Raw genomic sequence first — 21520 nt, 5'->3', positions numbered from 1 at the left:
TCGCCATGGGCAACGATATTTATCTCCGAACGGCTGCGGTTTCTCTAATCGTGGCTGTCTGCGCCATCGCTCCCGCTCTCTGGGGAATTTACCAGCGCGTGGATCAGCTTCGTTTGGCGGAGGAGGAGCATTTGGCGATGACGAAGCTCAATGCCCTGGGCTTGGCGCGGGGGCTGGCGGTCGAGGATCAGGAGATGCAGGTTTTGGTCGAGGGACTTTCCTCGGCTTTTCAGGGGAAACCCGATTTGCGAGCTGGCCTGGCCGAGGCGGGGTCGGGGGAGGCCATGGCCAAGGCGCTGGAGGGTTTCCTGCCTGTGATGGAGCATTATGACCAGCTGGGTGCCATGGTCCGGATGGATTACCTGCCCTTTGATCTTTGCTTTGCCACGATCGATTTTCCGGAGGCTTTCTGGAAGGGTTCAGAGAATTTTCGTCGCTTTGTCAAAGAGCATTGGCGAGGCGAGGGCCAAGCGGAGCTGGACCTCTGGCGGGAGATGGAGTTTCTCCGCGAGGCCTACGCCGAGGAGTGGGTCCGGATCGCTTCCGAGCGGGGCAAGGCTGCTTCCTCGGAGTAGGGGCTCGGGACGAAGGAAGCCGCTGTGGAAGCCGCCCTGGAGGCCGCCGGGGCCCATCGTGCCACCTTGGCAGGCTCGCTTGGTCTGTGGTAGGGTCGGGGGTGGAGGATGCGATCGACCGATTCTTGCTGCATTTGGCGACCGAACGGGGGCTTTCGGAGAATTATCAACTCGGGGTGCGGCGGGTGTTGGAGCGGGTGGCGGAGCGGTCGAGCGAGCGGGATTGGGCGGCTGTCTCTCTGCGGGAGTTGACGGAGTATCTCAGCGCACGACGCCAGGGTGGCCTGGCGGCTTCGAGTCTTCGTCTGGAAGTCATTGCGCTGAAGATTTTTTTCCGTTGGCTGGCTGGGCGGGGTGAGGTGCCGCGTGATTGGGGGGAGGATTTGCAGTCGCCTCGGGGTGAGAAGTCCCTGCCGGAGACCTGGAATGAGCAGGAGGTGAGGCGGCTTTTGGAATCGATCGATCTCGGCCGGGCCCTTGGTCGGCGGGATCGGGCCATTTTGGAGCTGCTTTATGCCAGCGGTCTCCGGGTTTCGGAGCTGGTGGGCTTGCGCTTGGAACGGGTGGATTCCGAAAATGGGGTCTTGCGGGTGACCGGGAAGGGGAACAAGACCCGCTTGGTGCCCGTCGGGCAGCGCGCCCTGCAAGCCTTGCAAGACTACCTGAGCCAAGAACGCCCTCACTTGGTCAGCCCGAAGTCTGGGGCGGAGGTGTTTCTTTCCCACCGCGGGCGGAGGCTCACGACCCAGCGGATTTGGCAGATTCTCCGGGAACGAGCCAAGGGGGCCGGCCTGGAAGGCAAGGCCTACCCCCATTTGCTCCGACATAGTTTTGCGACCCATCTTTTAGGCAACGGGGCCGATTTGCGGGTCATCCAAGAGATGCTCGGCCATGCGGATATCGCCACGACCCAGATTTACACTCATGTGGACCAGCGACGTCTGAAAGGCGTGCATGAGCGTTTTCACCCGCGCGGGTAGCTTCGTCTTGGCTGACGGTGAGGAGAGACGCTCCTTGGTTTCGGCCAAGGTCAACCCGAGCTCGGTCTACCCATTCCTCCGGCAGCTGGGGGTCATTCGTCGATGATGTAGGTGTAGCGGCCTTTGTTGGTGAGGCGGAAGATGCCTTGGCTCAGGTTGCCATCGTCCAGCATGGCGTCCAGTCGAGTCAGCACCTCGAGGCTGGCGGTGGTGCCGAAGAGGGAGATCCCCGCGTAGTCGTGATTGTCGGGTCCCTCCCAATTGTATTGCCCGCTGATGGGGACCTTTTTCACAAAAGAGCCCTCGCTGAGGTATTGCTCAATGTTGAGGCCGTTGGGGAGGACGTTGTGGGAGTCGAGGGGGTAGCTGCCCTCCTGGATGCGGTAAGTCCGGATGGCCTGGGCGAAGTTTTTCAAGTCGCTGGCGGTGGCGGCGATTTGAGTCGTTTCGCTCAAGGAGCTGATTTTCGGGATGGCGATGGCCGAGACAATGCCAATCACAGCGATCACGACGAGCATTTCCACGAGGGAGAAGCCCGACCGGCTCGCGGGAGACGCGCGACTGGACAGAGACAAGGACGAGCGATGAATCTTCTCAAAAGTATAGAGAGAGAGGGGGTCGGGTGGCAATGAAAAAGCGCGGAGGGGCCGTGGCCCGCTCCGCGCTTGGGGTGGGAGACTTGGTATTACCAGGCGAGCTGAATTCCGGCCACCCATTCGCCCCGGCTGCCCAGCTGGGGGCCATCAAGGTCTTGCCAGACGGGGTGGAGGTATTCCAGCCCAAAGCGCAGGCCGGTGCGGGCTTGATAGAGGTTGAGGCCAGCTGCCAGGTCCACTCGGTCGCCTCCACGAAGGTCGGGCCGGGTGGTGGGAACGGGCAAGGGCAAGAGCTGGGGGTCGCGACCTCTAATGTTTTCCCAGCGGCTGTATTTGACTCGCAAGCTTGCGCTGAGCCAGGGGGCAAGTTGGCGGGCCAGCCAAGCGGTGGCCTCGGCGCGGTTGCCCGGACGGTAGTCTTCCTGGTTTTTTTGGAGGAAGAATTGGTAACTGCCTTGGGCCCCGCCCGACCAGGCGCCGCTTTGGACAAGGTAAGTGAGTGAGGGCTGGAGGCCCCAGCTCCCGAAGCCTGACTGCATGGGGTAGGGCAGGCGCGTCTCTCCCGGTCCAGGCACAAAGTCTGTCTGGTCTGTTTTGCCAGTGGGGAGGATGAGCTGGAGGCCGCCGTGGACTTTTTGGCCTCGGAGGTCGAGCAGGTCATAAAGGAGGCCCAGGCTGGCATCGCCAAAGCCTTCTGAGGCGGTCGTGAAGGTCCGGGGCGCTCCTAGCGCGGGGCTGCGGAGGTGGTCCATTTCCAGAAGGACGTAAGGCACCATGGCGAGGAGGGTGAGGTCCTCGGTGGGGGCGAACATGGCTCCCAGCATGTGCATGGTCATGGTCATTTCGGTGGGCGTGACGAGGAAGCCTTGTCCGCCCAACGCGGTCGGCGTGATGACTTGACGGTCGGAGACCTGATCGCTGCCCACGAAGTTGCCCCCCATTGACATGTGCATGACCCGGTAGGAGAGCATGAATTGGCCGGCGCTGTGGGTGTGGTCCCGCATGACGCCGATGGGGGCATGCCCATCCGGGCGGAGAGAGGTCCAGGCCGAGGGAGTGGAAGGGGAAGTCGGTTCCCCGGCCGGAAGCCCGGAAACGATGGTGAGAAAGAAAATGCTAAAAAAGGTGGATTTCATGAATTTGGAGAAGCCGTGGAAAGAAGAGTGGACGGCGCGCAGACACGGCGAAGCCTGAGCGCATCGCTAGAGAAACGGGGTCTAGGCGCCAAGGCCTAGGAGGAAGTGGCCAACGAGAGAGACTCCGGTGGGGGAGTGGGCGGATGGCTTTTCAAGGAGTGCCAAGGGCCTTGGCAGAAACGCTCCCAGTTTTCGAGCCCGGCGGGAGACGGGCGGGGGGAGAGAAGAAGGCTATGAAGGTTGTAAGGGGAGAGAAGCACCCGGGGTTCTGGCGGGCTGGGCGGGGACGAGGGCGCTTTTTCTGGGGGACTTTCGGCAAGCGCGGCGCAGAGCGAGCAAGGCCGCTGGCCGCTGAAGGTTTCGGTGACCCCTGCCACGACGCCTTTCTCACTGGAATAGCGCAGCAACATGCCGGACCAGGCCACCGCCTGGAGAAGGCCAGGCGCGCCCAAACCGAGGGCCAAGCCGATTGGCAAGTAGAGGAGAAGAGCCGCTTTACCCAAACGCATCCTTCACTCCTTTCTCATGACCCACGCCATGACCCATTCCCGATCGGCCTCGCTGAGGTTTTCTTGGCCGAGGGTCATGCGTTTTCCCCATTGGTCCACCACGATGACTTGGCCTCCGGCTAGCTCGACCGGTTTGGCGAAGAGGGTTTTGCCTTGTCGGCTGGTCCAACGCCGGTAGCCATAATCATCCAAGAGGTCTCGCCGCCGAGCGAGTTCCGCTTCGACCCCGCGGACGGCGGCTAAGAGCTCGGTCCGGTAGCTTTCCGAGCGACTCTTCGAGTATCCGCTTTTGCGTCGAGGAGCCTGGCCGTCCGGGGAGACCACCACGGTGGTGGGAAAGGCCCGCACGCCGAGGCTTTCCTGAAGGGTTTCGTAGTATTCGCTTTTGCGGGTGGTCCCGTCCGCGAAGTCGATCTTGACGGGGACGACCCGGTGGGCCACTCCGCGGGCGAAGTCGGGATCATTGAAAACTTCATTTTCCAAGTCCTGGCCCCGCGGGCTAGCCACGCTGTGCGTGAAGAAAAAGAGGAGCGGTTTCCCGATGGAGCGGGCCTCTTCCAAGGCTTCGGATGCGCTCCGACGCCATTCCGTGCTGAGGCTGGGGGCGCTGGCTGGGGCTGGAAAGCCGCCCCGGCCGAAGCCTTCGGTCGGCAGCCCGTTCCCTGGGGTCCAAGGATCGCCCCCGGGCGGAGGGGCGGGGCCGGTCGGCATTTCCCAGTCGTCGAGCCCCTCGGGCAGGGTGGTCGGCAGCCGACTGCCCGCGAGGGCCGAGGCATCGAGGGTGCCATCTGGGATGGGGGGAAGGGCGCTTTCGTTGGGGACGGCCCCCTCGGCCGCGGCAGCCGGGTCTTCCGGCAGGGGACCACAGGCTGGCAGGAGCGCGACTGGCACGATGAGGATCCAAGGCCATTTCTGCATGCACCCGGAGTGTGCATGAAAATGGCGAGGAACGAAAGGGAATCTCGGGCGAAGCAGTCTGCTGGGGAGGTGGTGGGGTCGGCGGATGGGCTCGGCGTTGACTTCTGATGGGGAGCTTTTACAGAACCGACTTCGGTCCATGAAAGCGCTTTCTCTTTTCCTCACTTTGCTCGTCGTCTTCGGAGGAATGCCTTTCGCCCTGGCGGCGGGCGGGGGACAGGGGGAGGCGCACGGCGAGAAGAGCTTTCAAATTCCTCGGACGGTTTCGGAGTATGAGCACGATCGGGAGGCTGGGGTCTGGCAGAAGATTTCCGAGCGGGCGGCCCAGGATCCTTTCAATGTGGTGGCGACGGTCATTTTCCTCTGTGCCATTCTGCACACCTTTGCGGCGGGGGCCATTACCAAGCTGGCTCACAAGGCCCAGCATGCCCATGAGGAGCGGATGGTGGCGGCCAAGCGAAGGGCTCAGGACAAGCCGCAGGCGGGGGCGGTCGACGATGTCAGTTTCAAGGCGGTGGCGCTCCATTACCTGGGGGAGGTGGAGGCGATTTTCGGGATTTGGCTGATCCCGCTGGCGGCGGCCTATGTGTCTTTTTTTGGCTGGCAACCCTTCACCAGTTTCATTGAGAGTGTTCACTACACGGAGCCGGTTTTTGTGGTGGTGATTATGGCGATCTCCGCCTCGCGCCCGGTCATCCGTTTCGCCGAGCAGCTGATGGAGAGGGTGGCCAAGCTTTTTGGGGGGAGCGTGGCGGCTTGGTGGTTCACCATTCTCACGATCGGTCCGGTTTTGGGTTCCTTCATTACGGAACCGGCCGCTATGACGATCTGCGCGCTCCTGCTGAGCAAAAAGTTCTATGAGCTGGAGCCCAAGCCCAAGTTTGCCTACGCCACGCTCGGGCTGCTCTTTGTGAATATCTCGGTGGGCGGGACGTTGACGCATTTCGCCGCTCCCCCGGTCTTGATGGTGGTGAGCCCTTGGGACTGGGACATGGCCTACATGTTCCGGAATTTCGGGGTCTGGGCGGTGGGGGGCATTCTCATTGCGAATGTGGCCTACTATTCTTGTTTTCGGAAGCAGTTCGCCGATCTGGTCGATCGCCAGACGGGCGGGAGTGAGAGTGGGGTGGAGACTTGGGAAGATCGGCGAGATGGCATTCCGCTCTCGGTGACGATCGTGCATCTGGTCCTGTTGGCTTGGACGGTTTTCAATGTCCACAACGTGCCCCTTTTCATGTTCGGTTTGCTGGTGTTCATCGCGTTTGTCTGGGCCACGGAGCACCACCAGAATCCCATCAAGCTGCGCACCCCCATGCTGGTGGGGTTTTTCCTGGCGGCGCTCGTGACGCATGGGAAGTTTCAGGGTTGGTGGATCGATCCCATTCTCTCGGCTCTCGATGCCGTGCCGCTCATGATCGGGGCGACGGTTCTGACGGCCTTCAATGACAATGCTGCCATCACCTTTCTCGCGACGCAGGTGCCAGGCTTGAGCGAGATCGCGAAACAAGCGGTGGTGGCGGGCGCGGTGACTGGAGGAGGCTTGACGGTGATTGCGAATGCGCCCAATCCAGCCGGGCAGTCCATCCTGCAGAAGCACTTCAAGGGGGGCGTCTCGCCCATGGGCTTGCTCCTGGGAGCGCTCGTCCCGACTGTCATCATGGGGATGATCTTGATGATTCCCCGGATGCTGGGAATTGGGTAGAGCGCTTGCCTTTTCCACCAGTGCGCGAGAGAGGTCGAGTATGTTCACAGGCATTGTGGAGGCGACGGGGCAGGTCACGGTGGTGGAGCCTTTCGAGGGCGGTGTCCGTCTGCGGCTAACCAGCGAGGGGCTCCCCTTGGCCGAGCTTTCTCTGGGAGAGAGTGTCGCCATCAACGGCTGCTGTCTCACGGTGGTGGAGAGAGAGCGGGGCGAGGTGGCTTTCGATCTTTTGGAGGAGACGCGCAAGGTGACCAGTTTGGGCGAGTTGGCGGAAGGCGATGAGGTGAATCTCGAGCGAGCCCTTCCTGCCAATGGGCGCTTGAGCGGGCATTTTGTGCAAGGGCATGTCGATTCCAAGGCCGAGGTGCTGGACCTCTCCCAGCAGGGCAGCGATCATCGCTTAGAGATCGCCTTGGCCGAGAGGGAGCGGGCTCTCGTGATTCCGCGCGGGTCGATCGCTATTGACGGGATTAGTTTGACGGCGGCCGAGCTGACGGGGCGCTCGCTGGTCTGCTGGATCATCCCGCATACCTTTGCTGAAACCAATCTGCACACTCGTCGCCCGGGGGACTTCGTGAATCTAGAGTTCGATCTCATCGGGAAATATGTCCGCAATTTCGCGGCGGCTCCGAGTGATACCAAATCCAAGAAACCTTTGGACGATAGGATGTGATGGGGTTGGTAATTCAAGCAGCCTGTGGCTGCGGGAAGAGGCGGGGCGGGCGTCCTTTGGCTTGTGGCGGCGTTGGTCGGGTCAGGCAGGACCGCGGTCCAGCCTGACCACTCCCGCCTTGCCAGAAACCAAAAACCGCTCCGCTATCGTCCAAATCTTTCTTGGATTTGGTATCAGTAGAAGTCGATCCGCAGACCAGCCGAGCGCCATTTGCTGAGGAAGTCTTCGGCGAAAGCCTCGAGGGTTTGGCCTCCGAGGAGGATTTCCTGCCGGGCCTTGCGTTCGGCCGTCTTGTTCTCGAGGGCGGCTAGGTAAGCCTGGAGTGAGCTGCCTTTTTCGTCCCCTTCCAAGTGGGCGAAGTACAGGAATAGGAGCAAGCCCATGGCGTAGTGCTCGAGGGAGTTGGCGCTGTTGTAGAAGGTCAGGGGCGACATTTCGAGGAGGAGATGGACCTGGGGCAGCTTGGGATTGCGGTCGTCCACGCCGCGTCGCTCTTCGAGGTAGCTTTTCGCTTGGCGGGTTTTGTTGGTGAAACTGAAGCGCGCGTTCCGGTAGTCGGTGGAAGCGATGTAGTCGGCCAAGCCTTCGATGAGCCAGGTCGGCCAGCCCCGCTGGCGGTTGGTCACTTGGTGGACGATTTCGTGGATCAGGGTGTGGCTTTCTTCTCCGGCATCGAGAACGAATCTCCGCCCCACTTCACGAACGCCCAGGTTTTCCAAGGGGATCATGATGAGCTTTTCGCGGCCCAGATACACTCCGGCGCTCCCCTCGGGTCCCCCGGCAGCGAAGTAGCCGGCGCGGTCCCGGAAGAGGCGGGTGGTGAAGTAGTCCCGCCCTGGTTCGGGGGCGATGGGGAGTGCCAGGGGGAGGGCGGCGATGGCTTGGCGGGTGGTTTCAAAGATCCGGGAGAATTCTCGCACGATGCTGGCGGAGAGGGCGGCCTCGCTCTGGAATTCGAAGTGGGGCGTCCGGTAAAGGTAGAATCCCGATTCGTCTTGTCCGAGTTCTTCGACTGGGATGTCGAGTTCGCCCCGGACTTCGCTCGGCCAAGGGGTGCCGAAGTCAGCTCCGCGAAGTTTGGCAGCGCCTTGGGAGGGGGAGGGGAGGCGGTCTTTGGCGCCTGGGTCGAGCGATTGCAGATACTGGAGGTCTTCATCGCTGAGAAGCGCGAGCGGGACCGGCACCGTTTTGCCAGAGTCGTCCAGCCGGAGCAGGATGCGGTCGGTCTGCTGTTCGATGAGTTCGCCTTCGAGTTGGCGTCCTTGGCGATCGGTCCAAGTGCGAGCGCTGCCGGTGCCCAAGCCAAGCGCCAGCAGCCAGAGCGTCCAAGCGGCGTTTCGGGGCATGCCCCACCATGGCGAAGCGCCTGAGGGGAGGCAAGGCCTTCTTCCCGAGTTGCGTCGTCCCGGGAGCTTCTCTATTCTGAAACCGATGGCGTCTGACTCTTTCGTCCACCTTCACCTCCACACGGTGTATTCCCTGCTGGACGGTTCCATCCGGACGGAGCCTCTCATGGAGCGGACGGCCGAACTCGGGATGCCCGGAGTGGCCATGACCGACCACGGGGTGCTCTACGGCGCGGTCAATTTTTATCAAAAGGCCAAGCAACAGGAGGTGAACCCCATTTTGGGCTGCGAGGTCTATCTGGCACCGGGCTCCATGCACGAGCGCAAGAAGATGGCCGGTCGGCCCAACGCCCATCACTTGACGCTTCTAGCCGAAAACGAGGTCGGCTACGCCAATCTCATGAAGTTGGTGACCCGGGCCCACCTCGAGGGCCAGTATTACAAGCCTCGCGTCGATAAGGAACTTTTGGCGACCTTTTCTGAGGGCATCCTCTGCCTGACCGGCTGCCTCAATGGGGAGGTCAATTATTTCTTGGCGCAGGACCAAGTGGACTTGGCGCGCGAGAGCCTGCGGAGCTTCGTGAAAATCTACGGTCGGGATCATCTCTACGTCGAACTCCAGAACCACGGACTAGAGGCGCAGACCAAGTGCAATGAGTGGCTTCTGCAATTTTGTGAGGACGAGAAACTCAAGCCGGTGGCCACCAACGATGTGCATTACCTGCGCGCTGAGGATCACGAGGCGCACGATGTCATGATCTGCATCGGCACGGGTTCGCAAATCTACGACGAGAATCGGATGCGCTATCCGGACTCGATGTATTTCAAGACGGCCGAGGAGATGCGGAGTCTCTTCGCGCATTGCCCGCAGGCCTGCGATGCTACGCTCGAGATCGCCGAGCGCTGTCGGGTGGAGATGAAGCTGGATGCCACGAGCATCGCCCGATACCCCAAGTTCAAAGCGCCAGATGGAGGCAGCCCGGAGGCCTATTTCCGCCGGATTTGCCAGGAGGGTCTCGTGTGGCGTTACGGAGAGGAGCGGGCGAGAGAGCGGGAACTGCAAGAGCGGCTGGAACTGGAGATTTCGACCATGGAGGCGAAGGGCTTTGTTTCTTATTTCCTGATCGTGCGCGACTTCATCCAGTGGGCGCGTGATCATCAGGTGCCGGTGGGCCCTGGGCGGGGTTCGGCGGCGGGCTCGCTCGTGGCCTACGCGCTGGCCATCACGGATCTTTGTCCCATTCGCTTTGGCCTGATTTTCGAGCGCTTTCTCAATCCGGAACGAGTCAGCCCGCCGGATATTGATATCGACTTCTGCCAAACGCGTCGGCCGGAAGTCATCGAGTACGTCCGAAACAAATACGGCGAGCGGGCTGTCTCCCACATCATCACTTATGGCACCCTCGGGGCCAAGAGTGTCGTCCGGGATGTCGGTCGCGTGCTGGGCTGGAGCTACGGCGAGGCGGACCAACTGGCCAAAATGGTCCCGACCGAGTTGGGCATTACTTTGAAAAAAGCGGTTGAGAAAAACCAAGAACTTCGGGAGCGCTTGGGCTCGGACGCGAGGGCTGAGGAACTCTGGCGTTACGCGAGCTTTCTCGAAGGGCTGACTCGCGGAGTAGGCATCCACGCGGCCGGGGTGGTCATTGCCGACTTCGATCTGGACGAAGTTTGTCCTCTCACGCGAGGCAATGAAGACGAGGTGGTGAGCCAATTCGACATGGGAGCGATCACCGATCTCGGCCTCCTCAAGATGGATTTCCTCGGGCTCAAAACGCTGACCGTGATCCAGGACGCGCTCTGCCTGGTAGCGCGGAGGGAGCCAGAGTTTGATTTGGACGCCGTGGGTCTGGATGATTTGGCCACTTTCGAACTGATGCAGCGGGGGGAAACCAGTGCGGTCTTCCAGTTGGAGTCCGGAGGCATGGCCAATACCTGCAAGCAATTGGGCCCGGACAGGATTGAAGACATCATCGCCCTCCTGGCGCTCTATCGCCCTGGCCCCATGGACCTGATCCCGGACTACATTGCCCGGAAAAAAGGCCACCAAAAAGTGGAGTATCTCCATCCGCTCTTGGAAGAGGTCAGCCAGGAGACCTACGGCATTCTCATTTATCAGGAGCAGGTGCAAAAAGCGGCCAACTTGCTGGCGGGCTACTCCCTGGGCGAGGCCGACCTCCTCCGCCGCGCCATGGGCAAAAAGAAGATCTCGGAGATGGTCAAGCAGCGAGCCAAGTTCGTGCAGGGCTGCCAAGAGGTGAATGAGATACCCAAGCGGAAAGCCAATGAGATCTTCGACCTGTTGGAGAAGTTTGCCGGCTATGGTTTCAACAAATCGCACTCCGCCGCTTATGGACTCATCAGCTACCAGACGGGGTATCTGAAAGCGAATTACCCAGTGGAGTTCATGGCGGCGGTCCTCTCAAATGAGATCAACAACACGGACAAGATTTCCAGCTTCGTGAGCGAGTGCAAACGAATGGGAATCGAAATTCGCCCGCCGCATATCAATCGCAGTGGGGTCGATTTCCAGCCGGATGGTGATCCTGGTCGAGGAGAGCTGGCCATCCGCTATGGCTTGGCGGCCATCAAGAATGTGGGAGGCGCGGCCATGGAGACCGCCCTGGCTGAGCGCCAGGCGCAGGGCGATTACAAATCGCTCGAGGACTTCGCCAATCGGCTCGATTCGAAGGTCGTGAATCGCAAGATTTTGGAAAGCCTCATCCGGGCGGGGGCCTTTGATTGGACCGGGGAGAGGCGGGAGTCCATGTTTGCTCGGCTGGAGGGCGTCTTGGCTTCCTCGGCCAGCGCGCAGCGGGATCGAGTCAGCGGGCAGGAAAGCCTCTTCGATGCCTTCGAATTGAGTGCGGCCGCGCCGGCCCCGAGGAGTGAAGGGAGGCTAGCCGTGCCAGCCTGGCCCAAGGAAAAAAAGCTGGCCGACGAGAAGGAACTGCTGGGGTTTTACATCACGGGGCACCCGCTCGACTCCTTCAGCGGGGCCATTCGCAAGGGCGAGTACTTCCACTTTGGGGAGCTGGACGAGCTGGAAGAAGGCCGAAAGCGCTACGCTTTTGTCTGCTCGATTTCCGAGATGCAAACCCGCTATTCGAGGGACAACAAGCCTTTTGCCATCCTGACTTGCGAGGACTTTCACGGTCGGGTGGAGGTCATGGTGTGGGACGAAAAATTCACCAAACACCAAGACCTCTTGGCGGCAGGAAAGGTGGTGGCGATGAAAGCCACCGTGCGCTTTGATGATCGCACCGAGAGCAAGCGCCTCTCGGCCGTGGAATTCAGGGAGGTGCAGCCCGAATCTCTTGGCCAGCTCATCGAAATTGCCGTTCCGCTGGAAGCCGTCTCGCAAGCGGCGCTCTCCGAGCTGAAATCACTCTTGAAACGGCATCCGGGAGACCAACCGGTGGATCTGCTGTTCGAGTCCCTCAGGGGAGATTTGCGAATCGAAATCGGAAAAAAACTCTGGGTGCAAGGGGGAGCCGACTTCGAAAGAGCCGTGGAAAACTGGACCCAAGGCCTGCTGAGCCAGGCAACCGCCTTGGCTTCCTAGAAGAAACATTTTTGTCACTTCGTTCATTTTTTATTGAACAAAGTGGCTTTTTAAGATTCTCTTGTTTTCATGGTCAGCGCCAAAATGGAAACGCCTGACGACCTCAGTGCCCTGGAGGTCGAAGTGATTGACCTCTTCGTGGGCGGGGTGCGGGCCTTGGGTTTGCCGAAGTCGATTGGGGAAATTTACGGGCTACTCTACGTTTCCCCCGAGCCCTTGCATTTGGATCGCCTGATTCAACGCTTGAGAATCAGTCGGGGATCGGCCAGCCAAGGGGTGCGATTCTTGAGAAATTTGGGAGCCATTCAGACCAATTACATCCCCGGAGACCGCCGGGATCATTATGTGGCGGTGGCAGAGCTCAAAAAATTGGTTTCAGGCTTTCTCGAGTCAGAGATCCAGCCTCATCTTTTGAGTGGCAAAGAGCGGCTGCATCATTTGGGGAGGACGCTTACCAAAAACAAGGGGGATCGCGAGACGGCGGCTTTCCTGAAAGGCCGCGTCGATCAACTTCGCAAATGGCATCGTTGGGCGAACCAAGTGGTGCCCATGGTGAAAGGGTTTTTGGGCTAGAAGTCATGGTACGAGATAACTTACGAGAACCTGAGGAAAGCCCGCAGCGGTGGTATTGTGTGAAAGCAAAACCCAAGTCGGAGCACTTGGCAGCGGCCTTTCTTCGGCGGGCTTTGTCCTTGGAGGCCTTTTGTCCGCGCATCCGCTACGAGAAGAGCACGGTGCGGGGGAAGCGGTGGTTCGCTGAGGCGATGTTCCCGGGTTACCTCTTCGCTCGCTTCGATCTCGCGGAGAGCCGCCGGGCGGTGCAGTATGGTCAAGGGGTGGCCGGGTTGGTCCATTTTGGTGATGAGATCCCGGAGCTCTCCGACTACGACATCGATTATCTCCGTTCTGAATTGGGTGAGAAAGACCTGGTAGAACTTCCCACCCATTTCGAAGAAGGGGAAGAAGTCCAGATCACCGATGGAGTCTTCTTGGGCATCCAAGTGCTGATCACCCAAGTCCTGCCATCTCACGAGAGACTTCGTGTGCTCATGGAATGGTTGGGGGAAGAGCGAGAAGTGGAGGTCGACTTCGATAAAGTAAGTCGCGTGGACCATCCCGCTGAGCGAATATCTTTCCTTGCGGGCAAGGAAAGATGATCGACACTCCGTAATTACTGGAATGCTCACGCATCCGGAACGCCCTTTCGGTCTTGCTCCAACAGCCCCAGCAAAAGTCCGAGGGCGGCAGCATGTCCCAAGCGTAGTGATGGAGATAGGGTGCGGGGGTCGCCCTGAATAAGATGTTTACCGAACCAGCTTTTTTGATTCCTCTGGGCGTGGCATTGATTGCCTTCGGCGGTTGGATTTTCTTTTACGTGAAAATGCAGCCTCCCCGTTTTCGCCCGAGGGTTGGACAAATCGCGACACTCGGAATGGTCGCGATTGTGGCCTCTGGAGCGATCTCCTTTGGTTTGGCGACCTTGCTTCTGGAGGGAAATGGGGTGGTCAATGCTGCGAAAAAAGCGAGGCCGGAACGTTCCTTTGGGAATGATGGAGTAGAAGTCCGAGCAGGGGCACGCCTTCAAAAGAGAGAGGGCGATGAAGACTCGGGTGCCTCCTTTGGCAACTGAGTCAAAGCGCTCTCGAAACGAAGACCATGGCTGTCCCTCTTTTTGATGCCCGCCAGCAGAATGCGCTTCTCCGGTCGGAGATCAGCGAAGCGATGAGTCGCGTGGTTGAAAGTGGAAGATTCATCTTGGGGGAAGAGGTCGAAGCGTTTGAGAAAGAGTGCGCGGACTACATTGGAGTCAAGCATGCTGTCGGCGTCAGTTCGGGGACCGACGCCATTTTGGCGGCGCTCATGGCCCTGGATATCGGTCCTGGTGATGAAGTGATTTGTCCGGCCTTCACCTTTTTTTCCACCGCGGGTTGTGTGGCTCGTTTGGGAGCGACTCCGGTTTTCGCAGACGTTTCACCGGAGTCATTTAACGTCACTGCAGCCAGCCTAAGACCTCATTTCACCGAGCGGACCAAAGCGGTCATCCCGGTTCATCTATTCGGGCAAGCTTGCTCGATGAGGGAAATTGTCGCCCTCTGCCGTGAACATGAAGTGGCCCTCATCGAAGACGCAGCCCAAGCCATCGGAGCCACTTTCGAGGGCCAGCAAGTCGGAGGCTTCGGGGATCTGGGGGCCTTCAGCTTTTTCCCAACCAAAAATCTGGGTGGCTTTGGAGATGGGGGGCTAGTGACTACCAACGATGGCGACCTGGCGGCGAGACTTCGTCGACTCAGATTGCATGGCATGGAGCCCAAATATTACCATCAAGAAATCGGCGGAAACTTCCGGCTCGACCCCCTGCAAGCGGCTGTCTTACGGGTCAAGCTGGGGAGCCTGGATGACTACACTGAGCGTCGCAAAACCAACGCAAATTTTTACCATAAAAACCTCAGCCATTCAGCCACTTCGCGGCCTCCATCTAGAATACAAGGGCATGAGAACTCTATCGTTAGGGAGGAAGATGCCATCATCCTTCCGTCAGTTCATCCCGGATGCACGCCTGTCTGGAACCAATTTACCATCCGAATTCCTGGCAAAGGCAAGCGCGACCAACTGCGGGAGTTTCTGACAGGCCGAGGTATTGGTTGCGAAGTGTATTACCCGGTTCCTCTTCATCAACAGGAGTGTTTCCGAGGCGCTTCTCTTCCAGGAGTCTCACTTCCGGCTTCCGAACAGGTTGCGCGGGAGGTCCTAAGTCTTCCGATCTTTCCCGAGCTTACAGAGGAGATGCGCAGCGATGTTGTTGCGGTCTTACATGACTTTTCGGCAGGAGCTTTCTCATGAGTAGAAATGCTTCTACAAGGTCCCAAGAGAAACCCAAAAGGAGCTCATTATCGCTGCCAGAAACCGAGACGGTTCTCGGGCTAAACATTGCCAGAACGAACTACGCTGAAGCGGCTGAAATCGCTCTGAGGCGATCCGAAAACAAGGAAAAGCCTTTTTTGATTGCGGCGGCTAATACGCACCTCACGACGCTTGCTCGACATTCAAAGTCTTTTGGAGAAGCGATGAGAGAATTCGATCTCATTTGTCCTGATGGAATGCCATTGGTTTGGGCTCTGAATCAAGGGAAAAAAAGGGAGGAAAAGCTGAGGGATCGCGTCTATGGCCCGGAACTTATGTTGCGGGTTTTCCAAGCTTCGAATGCCCGGGGAAGTGACCGCCATTTCCTAATCGGCGGGCCAGAGGAAACTCTGGAATCGCTTCGGAGGTTCTTCGGAGAGCGCTATCCGAAAGCGCCTATCGTAGGGATGCATTGCCCACCATTCCGCAAATGGGACGAGGCAGATGATGCTGTTGTTTCTCGTTCGGTCGCTGAATCCAAAGCCAATGTGGTTTGGATTGGCTTAGGTTGCCCAAAGCAAGAGTTGTTATTGGCTCGCATCAAAAACCAATTGTCGCCTGCGGCCTATTTTGCGGTTGGAGCTGCGTTTGCTTTCCATGCAGGCCAGGTCCCTCAGGCACCTAGAGTGCTCCAAAGAGCAGGGCTGGAATGGGTGTTTCGCTTGTTGGTGGAACCTCGGCGCCTCGGGTCACGTTATTTGAAGTTCAACTTCCTGTTTTGTTATTATTACGTTCGTTCTCTGCTTTACTAATGGGGTGACATCGCTATGCCTAAGAGAATTTTGATTGCAGGAGCCGGCGGATTCATTGGTGGGCATCTCGTTGGTAAGTTGCTGAGTGATGGCAATGAAGTCATGGCAGTCGACAATAAATCCTTGGACAGGTGGTATCAGCGACATCAACGAGCAGAAAACAGGGTTCTTAATCTGGAGGAAAGGCAAGCGTGTTTCCACGCAGCAGAGGGCTGCCAAGAAATATATAACCTAGCCTGCAATATGGGCGGAATGGGTTTCATTGAGAACAATCGCGCTCTTTGCATGTTGAGCGTTCTTATCAATACCCACCTGCTCATGGCGGCTAAGGATCATGGAATAGAGAAATATTTCTATGCTTCCAGCGCTTGTGTCTATCCGGATTACCGGCAGCAGGAGTCAGCGGTAACCGCGCTAAAGGAATCAGATGCTTATCCTGCCATGCCTGAGAATGGCTACGGATGGGAGAAGCTTTTTTCCGAGAGAATGTGTCGGCATTTTCAAGAAGACTTTGATCTTGAAGTTAGGATTGCTCGTCTTCATAACGTTTATGGTCCGTGGGGCACTTGGGATGGAGGTCGGGAAAAGGCCCCTGCCGCAATCTGCCGAAAAGTCCTAGAGTCAAAGGATTCAGGTCATGACGAGTTAATCATCTGGGGCGACGGGGAGCAGACACGCTCGTTCATGTATATAAATGATTGCCTAGAAGGAATTGCGAGGTTGATGAATTCCGCTCACTCGGAACCGATCAACCTCGGACGGAGCGAATTAGTGACAATCAACCGCCTGGTGGACCTCGTTGAAGAAGTCGCAGGTATCAGAGTGGAGCGACGATATCAGCTGGATGCCCCACAGGGTGTTCGTGGTCGCAATAGCGACAATCAAGAAATTCTATCTGTTCTTGGCTGGCAGCCCGAGATCGACCTCCGTTCTGGTATTGATCCTACCTATATCTGGATTGAAGAGCAATTTCAGCGAAGGAAGAATGGGGCAAGTATTGTTCTGTGACTGAAGATAAGCAGCTCTACCAGGACCCCGATCCTAGGATCAATGTTCTCGGAGTGCGGGTATGTGTTCTAACGCTCGATACGACTGCGGATAAGGTCTTTAAAGCGCTGGATGAAGAACGTCGGGGATATGTTACCGTGACGGGAGTGCATGGAATTGTGGAGTCCCTAGATGATCAAGACCTTCTGGAAATTCACAATCGCTCTTTCCTAACAACCCCGGATGGAATGCCGCTTGTCTGGCTCGGAAAGGCTAAGGGTTTCAGCAGTCAAATGGAACGGGTCTACGGCCCCGACCTAATGTGGAGACTTTTGAGTGATAGCCGAATGGCTTCTTGGAAGCAATTTTTGTTTGGCGGAGCTCTGGGTGTGCCGGAGCTCTTAGCGGAAACGATTTCCCGTCGATTTCCATCGATTGATGTGGTGGGGTCGAATAGCCCACCCTTTCGAGCGCTCACGGATCGCGAAGAACTCGAGCTCGTCGACGGATTCAGAACCCTTGGGGTGAATATCCTTTGGGTTGGTCTGAGCACACCAAAGCAAGAACGCTTTATGCGTGGTTTTCTTTCCCGTCATGCTGCAAAACTACCGAAGCCTTTTATTTGCTTTGGGGTGGGTGCGGCATTTGATATTCACACAGGGCAAACGCGACAGGCACCTCGCTGGATACAAAAAGCAGGGTTGGAGTTTATGTTTCGGGCTTTGATTGAACCGAGGAGGTTGCTGCCTCGCTATGCAAAGATTGTTCCACGGTTTTTGGGGGAGCTGATAATAAGGGGAATCCGCAAAGAAGGCCTCAAGAGTTGATCAGAGGGAGCCTCGAGAAAGCCTAGTGTAGACACTGATTGAAGCATCGCCTGTATCTTAAGAGTTCGCTCTGGCTAGCAATCGAGAAGGTGTTCATGCTTCTCAAAGGCCTTATCTTTGCCTACTTGCTTGCTCGTTTGGTGGGTCCAGAGGGCTTCGGAGAATACTATGTGGGGCTAAGCTTGGTCGGCGTTGCTGGAGCCATTGTCGCGATGGGGCTGGATCCAGTTCTACAACGAGAGCTAGCTGCGCTTCCCACAGGATCTCTTCGTGCAGCTTTCCATGCTGGAGCTCTGATTCGCTTGAGTGTTTGGCTAGGGCTTCTACCCGTCTTGTGGGTCGCGCTCCATTCAGGCGTGCTGTCCGACGTGCCGGTTGAGCTAGTCCTGTGCCTTTATCTCTCGCAGTTGGCTATTGTAGTCGGGATCACTCAAATCGACCTTCGGTTTCAAGGATTTGGGGTTGTCATCGCCAAATCCACTGTCCTAGCTGGAGCCTGCGCATTGCTTGGTATTGTTGTCGGATTCGCCTTTGAATTCGGGCTTCTCTACTTTGGATCGATTTACTCGGGTGAGCAGTTGCTGCGTGGTTTGCTCCTGAGGCGTGCGTCGAGAAACGAGGTCCAACAGGGGAATTTGGACGGGGTAGCCGATCTTGCGAAACGATTGCTCTTTCCTGGACTGCAGATGGCCGTTATCGCGGTCTTAGTCGCAATCTATGCCAGGGTCGATCAAGTCATGTTGGCTTCGATGCGAAGCGTTGAAGAGGCTGGACTCTATTCTGCTTCGGCCCGCCTACTGGAGCTCGGCGCGATGTTTCCAATTCTTTTGATTCACGGTGTTGGCCCGTTGCTGTATCAAGAAAACCGCAGTCGATCGGTGCCAGCAAAGCGGGCTTGGGCATTGTTCCTCAAGCTGGGTGGCTTTCTTCTTCTTTGGTCGATGATTGTCGTCATGTGCTATGCTGGATTCCCGGCCCCGCTTCTGAGGATGCTCTTTGGGGAGGAATTCGTCGCCGGATCGGTATTTTTGGCTTGGCTTGCTCCCTGTGTGCTCCCGCTCGTTCTCATTCCCCTTGTTTCCGTCATGGCAAATTCGACAGGCAGCGCGTTTTGCCTTATTGTGGGTTCAGTTGTTGGCTGCGCGACAAACGTGATTTTGAACCTGATTCTTATTCCTGAGCAGGGTGGAGTAGGCGCAGCAATCGCCTCCCTCATCTCTTACTTAATCGTGATTGTTCTCCAAGGCCTTTCGCTGTGGATGCACTACCGCAATAAGGTGCACGAATGCCGTGAAGAACAGAGCCATCCAAAGCGCTTGCCGATCGAGTTGTAAAAAGATCCTTGGCTTTTTCAGTGGAACTCAGTTACCCAATCAACAACAAATCCAAAAGTAAGCGCTCTTTTTTAATATATGTTAAGCCTACGAAAAAAGGGTCAGCTAATTTGGTTTCAGCATCTTCAAAAGTGTGCAGGATCTACAATTGTTAAGGTAGCGATCAACAATGGAGAGCGACTGTGCCAAAATCACGGAAATGGCAATCCGCTAACCCGCGACGGCCGAGTCATTCCTCTTTGGACCTTCAGCCGGAGTGAGCTTACCGAGTTTATCGATCACACGATAAGTGATGGGGTCACCTTTGTCGCTTGTGAAGAGGGGTCGCCGACTTTTGATGTGCTCTTTGAGGATGAAAGAGTCTACACGATTACCTCTCTTCGAGATCCGTATGAGCGCCTGGTGTCTGCTTACAATTTCGTCTCGAAACGTCGCCGACACCCAGCTCGCAGCCTTCTAGAATATATAAGATCAGAGGATAAGCTCTGGTCCTTTGAAAACTATTACACAAGATTGTTTTCAGGCGTGGGAATGAAGGAAACTGCTGTCGATCAGGAGGATTTCGAGAGGGCTGTAAATACGCTCAATACTTTCGATGCTGTTTCTCATGTTGGAAAATCGGGATGGCTTGAGCAGTTACGTGCTGAATGCGGATGGAGTAAAAGCCTTGCAAAGAAAGCTAATACGGCAAGACATTACCGCGGGAGTCGATATATTGCTTGGCAAATGCTCAGGGGAGATTTTTGGCCTCTAGTAACACGATTTACTAAGCTTGAGAAAGGAAGCGACGCAAAGCGAAGAGTGCTTTCTGTGCTCTTCGAACACGATATCAAACTTGTGAGCTTTGCCTATGATCTCACAAAATGCCGATGACTTTGGCATCAAGCAGCGTGTGATCGGATTGCCGAAGAGCGGCCTCTATAAAGAGTTGTGATAAATTTACTAAAAAAGTCTCGCTGAAAAGAGCAACCAAATCAGTCAATGCAAACATTCGCTGTTTCTTCCTCATTGTTCAGCTACACTTATAATAAAAAGCATTCGATTTCAAGATACTGAATCAATGAATTCTCGAGGGATTGCCGCGGTCATCATATTCGTTGGGGCGTTAATTGTCGCAATCAATTTGCTCAATAATGCATTCACGGCAGGGACGAGTGCAATTTCATATCTGGTAAAATGGGGAGGAATTGGCTTGGCAGCGATTTCTTTTATGAAACCGAGACTTGGCGTTCATATTGTTATCGCTGAAGCTTTTTTAACGGACTACCTCAAAAAGGTGGCGGTCTACTACGGGTCAGCGAGTCCGCTAACGATTATGGAGGTGATGATAGTGGTGATGCTCGCTTTGATCGCAACTTATCTGGGTCGGGTTGTCTCCTCGATAAATGGTTTTTCTAGCCCTGCTTCGTGGACAGAATGGTCGTTTTATATCGGAGGAGCGGTTATAGCGCTTTTAGTCGTTGCTGGTGGTATGTTGCGTGGTGACTTTTTTGGGGCGGTGCAGAACGGCTTTAATTCAGGCGTTTATCTAGGCGTTGGTGGGCTCATCTTCGGGCTTTTTAGGACGAGGGAGGCAGTTTTGAGGTTGATCAGGTTTCAGCTTCTATTCGCAGTCCTCTGGGGTGTGTGGGCGTTGAGGCAACACTATTTTGGGTTCACACACATTGAGTGGGAGTATGCAAAGACCGGTCTGTCGCCGGTAGCTACCGCACAAATGTTTATCCATACTTACGAAAGACCACGTGTTTTTGGGCTTGGATCCGGTCTTCCTAATTTCTTTGTTATGGCGCCTTTTGCGGCGCTTGCGATCTTATTGTTTCTAACAGAGAAAAATAAAAGGCTCTTATATGGATGTGCCGCCGCATTGATTTTATGGGCTGTTGTGGTAGCTAAAGGGAAGACTGGAATCATCGTTGCCATGCTTATCCCAGTTGCATTTATCTTTTTTCGGGCTAAGCTGGGAACAGTTGTTGCCTACATCGCGGGTGTGGGCTTTTTTGGGCTTTTAATAGGATTTGCCGGAACGTTGAGAAATAATTTAGCGGCAATTGATCAGACCTATCGCAAGGTTCTTGGTCTTGCACCGGAATGGTCAATTCAAACCTTCACACCTAGATTAGAAGGGTATTTGGAACTCAAAGATCCCAAAAACTGGTCTTTTTTTGGGATTGGAGAAGGTCGAAATCATGATGCTGTCACAGCAATACTGGTGCAGTATGGCGCGATCGGTATGGTGGGCCTGTTCATTATTATGTTCGCAACCGGATTCGCCTTTCATCACTCAATACTAACAATTAAAGATTCGAGTCATCGCAGTTTAGCTGCAATTTTTGGTGCAGCATTTTCTATCTCTATGGTTGCTGCGCTAATGTCAGGGTACGGACTTTTTGCGCAACCGGTTTGTCTTGCCTTAGGGACTTTCGCTGGTGCTGTTTTTGCAATTCGGAGACAGAACGAAGAGGAGGCGAGTAGCGAAGAACATTCAATGAGTGAGGAACTGCTGTAGATTCTCTTTGGAAGATCGAGGCAAAAAGTTCATTGTTAGATTAGTCTGTAAATCGAACTCATGTTGGAATGGTATGGCTGAATAAAATTTAAGATTCTCACGTTTTATGGTAGATAGCAGTCGGTAAATTAATCCCTAGTCTGATTAAAGATATTCAGGTTTGATGGGTCAGCTCCTAAAGAAAGGTATCCTACTTACTAGCTTGTTTGAAGA

Annotated in this window: 19 protein-coding genes; 14 read left to right on the top strand and 5 right to left on the bottom strand. The window is 56.3% G+C overall.

What is annotated here, in order from left to right; genetic code table 11:
• Window positions 1-5 precede the first annotated feature (5 nt).
• Both AAF555_04685 and xerA read left to right on the top strand, forming a co-directional pair.
• Window positions 6-575 carry a hypothetical protein gene (locus AAF555_04685; protein MEM6910860.1) on the top strand — a complete coding sequence of 190 codons (570 nt, stop codon included), beginning with the start codon at window positions 6-8 and terminating at the stop codon, window positions 573-575.
• A 101-nt stretch (window positions 576-676) separates the two neighbouring features.
• Window positions 677-1555 (top strand): site-specific tyrosine recombinase/integron integrase, encoded by an 879-nt coding sequence (gene xerA / locus AAF555_04680; GenBank protein ID MEM6910859.1) that lies wholly within the window; start codon window positions 677-679, stop codon window positions 1553-1555.
• Between the two features lie 92 nt (window positions 1556-1647).
• Here xerA and AAF555_04675 read toward each other — a convergent pair whose 3' ends face one another.
• The 4 genes from AAF555_04675 to AAF555_04660 all read right to left on the bottom strand — a co-directional run bounded on the left by AAF555_04675 (window position 1648) and on the right by AAF555_04660 (window position 4714).
• Window positions 1648-2271, bottom strand: coding sequence for a prepilin-type N-terminal cleavage/methylation domain-containing protein (locus AAF555_04675; GenBank protein MEM6910858.1), 624 nt, complete (start codon window positions 2269-2271; stop codon window positions 1648-1650).
• Window positions 2241-3287, bottom strand: coding sequence for a transporter (locus AAF555_04670; GenBank protein MEM6910857.1), 1047 nt, complete (start codon window positions 3285-3287; stop codon window positions 2241-2243). Before AAF555_04670 ends, AAF555_04675 begins: the two co-directional genes overlap by 31 nt.
• A 95-nt stretch (window positions 3288-3382) precedes the next feature.
• On the bottom strand, window positions 3383-3796 hold the full coding sequence (locus tag AAF555_04665) for a hypothetical protein (protein MEM6910856.1): 414 nt from the start codon (window positions 3794-3796) through the stop codon (window positions 3383-3385).
• A gap of 3 nt (window positions 3797-3799) precedes the next feature.
• Window positions 3800-4714 (bottom strand): DUF255 domain-containing protein, encoded by a 915-nt coding sequence (locus AAF555_04660; protein ID MEM6910855.1) that lies wholly within the window; start codon window positions 4712-4714, stop codon window positions 3800-3802.
• Between the two features lie 139 nt (window positions 4715-4853).
• On the opposite strand from AAF555_04660, the gene AAF555_04655 reads away from it, so the two are divergent.
• Window positions 4854-6416: a putative Na+/H+ antiporter gene (locus tag AAF555_04655; GenBank protein ID MEM6910854.1), complete on the top strand. Its 1563-nt coding sequence runs from the start codon at window positions 4854-4856 to the stop codon at window positions 6414-6416.
• 40 nt (window positions 6417-6456) lie between these two features.
• Window positions 6457-7089 carry a riboflavin synthase gene (locus AAF555_04650; GenBank protein MEM6910853.1) on the top strand — a complete coding sequence of 211 codons (633 nt, stop codon included), beginning with the start codon at window positions 6457-6459 and terminating at the stop codon, window positions 7087-7089.
• Window positions 7090-7262: 173 nt separating this feature from the next.
• Here the strand turns inward: AAF555_04650 and AAF555_04645 are convergent, their stop codons facing one another.
• On the bottom strand, window positions 7263-8435 hold the full coding sequence (locus tag AAF555_04645) for an SHD1 domain-containing protein (GenBank protein ID MEM6910852.1): 1173 nt from the start codon (window positions 8433-8435) through the stop codon (window positions 7263-7265).
• An 85-nt stretch (window positions 8436-8520) separates the two neighbouring features.
• On the opposite strand from AAF555_04645, the gene dnaE reads away from it, so the two are divergent.
• The 10 genes from dnaE to AAF555_04595 all read left to right on the top strand — a co-directional run bounded on the left by dnaE (window position 8521) and on the right by AAF555_04595 (window position 21307).
• Window positions 8521-12000, top strand: a complete 3480-nt coding sequence (gene dnaE, locus AAF555_04640; protein ID MEM6910851.1) for a DNA polymerase III subunit alpha — start codon at window positions 8521-8523, stop codon at window positions 11998-12000.
• Between the two features lie 84 nt (window positions 12001-12084).
• Complete coding sequence (locus AAF555_04635) at window positions 12085-12573, top strand: hypothetical protein (protein MEM6910850.1); 489 nt, start codon at window positions 12085-12087, stop codon at window positions 12571-12573.
• A gap of 59 nt (window positions 12574-12632) precedes the next feature.
• Window positions 12633-13157 (top strand): transcription termination/antitermination NusG family protein, encoded by a 525-nt coding sequence (locus tag AAF555_04630; GenBank protein MEM6910849.1) that lies wholly within the window; start codon window positions 12633-12635, stop codon window positions 13155-13157.
• 499 nt (window positions 13158-13656) lie between these two features.
• On the top strand, window positions 13657-14841 hold the full coding sequence (locus AAF555_04625) for a DegT/DnrJ/EryC1/StrS family aminotransferase (protein MEM6910848.1): 1185 nt from the start codon (window positions 13657-13659) through the stop codon (window positions 14839-14841).
• On the top strand, window positions 14838-15653 hold the full coding sequence (locus AAF555_04620) for a WecB/TagA/CpsF family glycosyltransferase (protein ID MEM6910847.1): 816 nt from the start codon (window positions 14838-14840) through the stop codon (window positions 15651-15653). Before AAF555_04625 ends, AAF555_04620 begins: the two co-directional genes overlap by 4 nt.
• A gap of 15 nt (window positions 15654-15668) precedes the next feature.
• A complete protein-coding gene (locus tag AAF555_04615) occupies window positions 15669-16661 on the top strand; it encodes an NAD-dependent epimerase/dehydratase family protein (protein MEM6910846.1) in 993 nt (330 codons plus the stop codon).
• Complete coding sequence (locus tag AAF555_04610; GenBank protein ID MEM6910845.1) at window positions 16658-17467, top strand: WecB/TagA/CpsF family glycosyltransferase; 810 nt, start codon at window positions 16658-16660, stop codon at window positions 17465-17467. Before AAF555_04615 ends, AAF555_04610 begins: the two co-directional genes overlap by 4 nt.
• 38 nt (window positions 17468-17505) lie before the next feature.
• Window positions 17506-18801 (top strand): oligosaccharide flippase family protein, encoded by a 1296-nt coding sequence (locus tag AAF555_04605; GenBank protein ID MEM6910844.1) that lies wholly within the window; start codon window positions 17506-17508, stop codon window positions 18799-18801.
• Between the two features lie 78 nt (window positions 18802-18879).
• Window positions 18880-19674, top strand: a complete 795-nt coding sequence (locus AAF555_04600) for a sulfotransferase family 2 domain-containing protein (protein MEM6910843.1) — start codon at window positions 18880-18882, stop codon at window positions 19672-19674.
• A gap of 187 nt (window positions 19675-19861) precedes the next feature.
• Window positions 19862-21307 carry a hypothetical protein gene (locus AAF555_04595; GenBank protein MEM6910842.1) on the top strand — a complete coding sequence of 482 codons (1446 nt, stop codon included), beginning with the start codon at window positions 19862-19864 and terminating at the stop codon, window positions 21305-21307.
• The last annotated feature ends 213 nt before the right edge of the window (window positions 21308-21520 follow it).

The sequence above is a fragment of the Verrucomicrobiota bacterium genome, from assembly GCA_039027815.1.
Lineage (GTDB): Bacteria > Verrucomicrobiota > Verrucomicrobiia > Verrucomicrobiales > JBCCJK01 > JBCCJK01.
This window is presented reverse-complemented; position numbering and strand designations above follow the sequence as displayed.

Coding starts and splice junctions, on each gene's coding strand:
- AAF555_04685 (MEM6910860.1), top strand. CDS start 6: ATGGGCAACGATATTTATCTCCGAACGGCTGCGGTTTCTCTAATCGTG.
- AAF555_04675 (MEM6910858.1), bottom strand. CDS start 2,271: ATGGGTGGCCGGAATTCAGCTCGCCTGGTAATACCAAGTCTCCCACCC.
- AAF555_04670 (MEM6910857.1), bottom strand. CDS start 3,287: ATGAAATCCACCTTTTTTAGCATTTTCTTTCTCACCATCGTTTCCGGG.
- AAF555_04665 (MEM6910856.1), bottom strand. CDS start 3,796: ATGCGTTTGGGTAAAGCGGCTCTTCTCCTCTACTTGCCAATCGGCTTG.
- AAF555_04660 (MEM6910855.1), bottom strand. CDS start 4,714: ATGCAGAAATGGCCTTGGATCCTCATCGTGCCAGTCGCGCTCCTGCCA.
- AAF555_04655 (MEM6910854.1), top strand. CDS start 4,854: ATGAAAGCGCTTTCTCTTTTCCTCACTTTGCTCGTCGTCTTCGGAGGA.
- AAF555_04650 (MEM6910853.1), top strand. CDS start 6,457: ATGTTCACAGGCATTGTGGAGGCGACGGGGCAGGTCACGGTGGTGGAG.
- AAF555_04645 (MEM6910852.1), bottom strand. CDS start 8,435: ATGCCCCGAAACGCCGCTTGGACGCTCTGGCTGCTGGCGCTTGGCTTG.
- dnaE (MEM6910851.1), top strand. CDS start 8,521: ATGGCGTCTGACTCTTTCGTCCACCTTCACCTCCACACGGTGTATTCC.
- AAF555_04635 (MEM6910850.1), top strand. CDS start 12,085: ATGGAAACGCCTGACGACCTCAGTGCCCTGGAGGTCGAAGTGATTGAC.
- AAF555_04625 (MEM6910848.1), top strand. CDS start 13,657: ATGGCTGTCCCTCTTTTTGATGCCCGCCAGCAGAATGCGCTTCTCCGG.
- AAF555_04620 (MEM6910847.1), top strand. CDS start 14,838: ATGAGTAGAAATGCTTCTACAAGGTCCCAAGAGAAACCCAAAAGGAGC.
- AAF555_04615 (MEM6910846.1), top strand. CDS start 15,669: ATGCCTAAGAGAATTTTGATTGCAGGAGCCGGCGGATTCATTGGTGGG.
- AAF555_04600 (MEM6910843.1), top strand. CDS start 18,880: ATGTTAAGCCTACGAAAAAAGGGTCAGCTAATTTGGTTTCAGCATCTT.
- AAF555_04595 (MEM6910842.1), top strand. CDS start 19,862: ATGAATTCTCGAGGGATTGCCGCGGTCATCATATTCGTTGGGGCGTTA.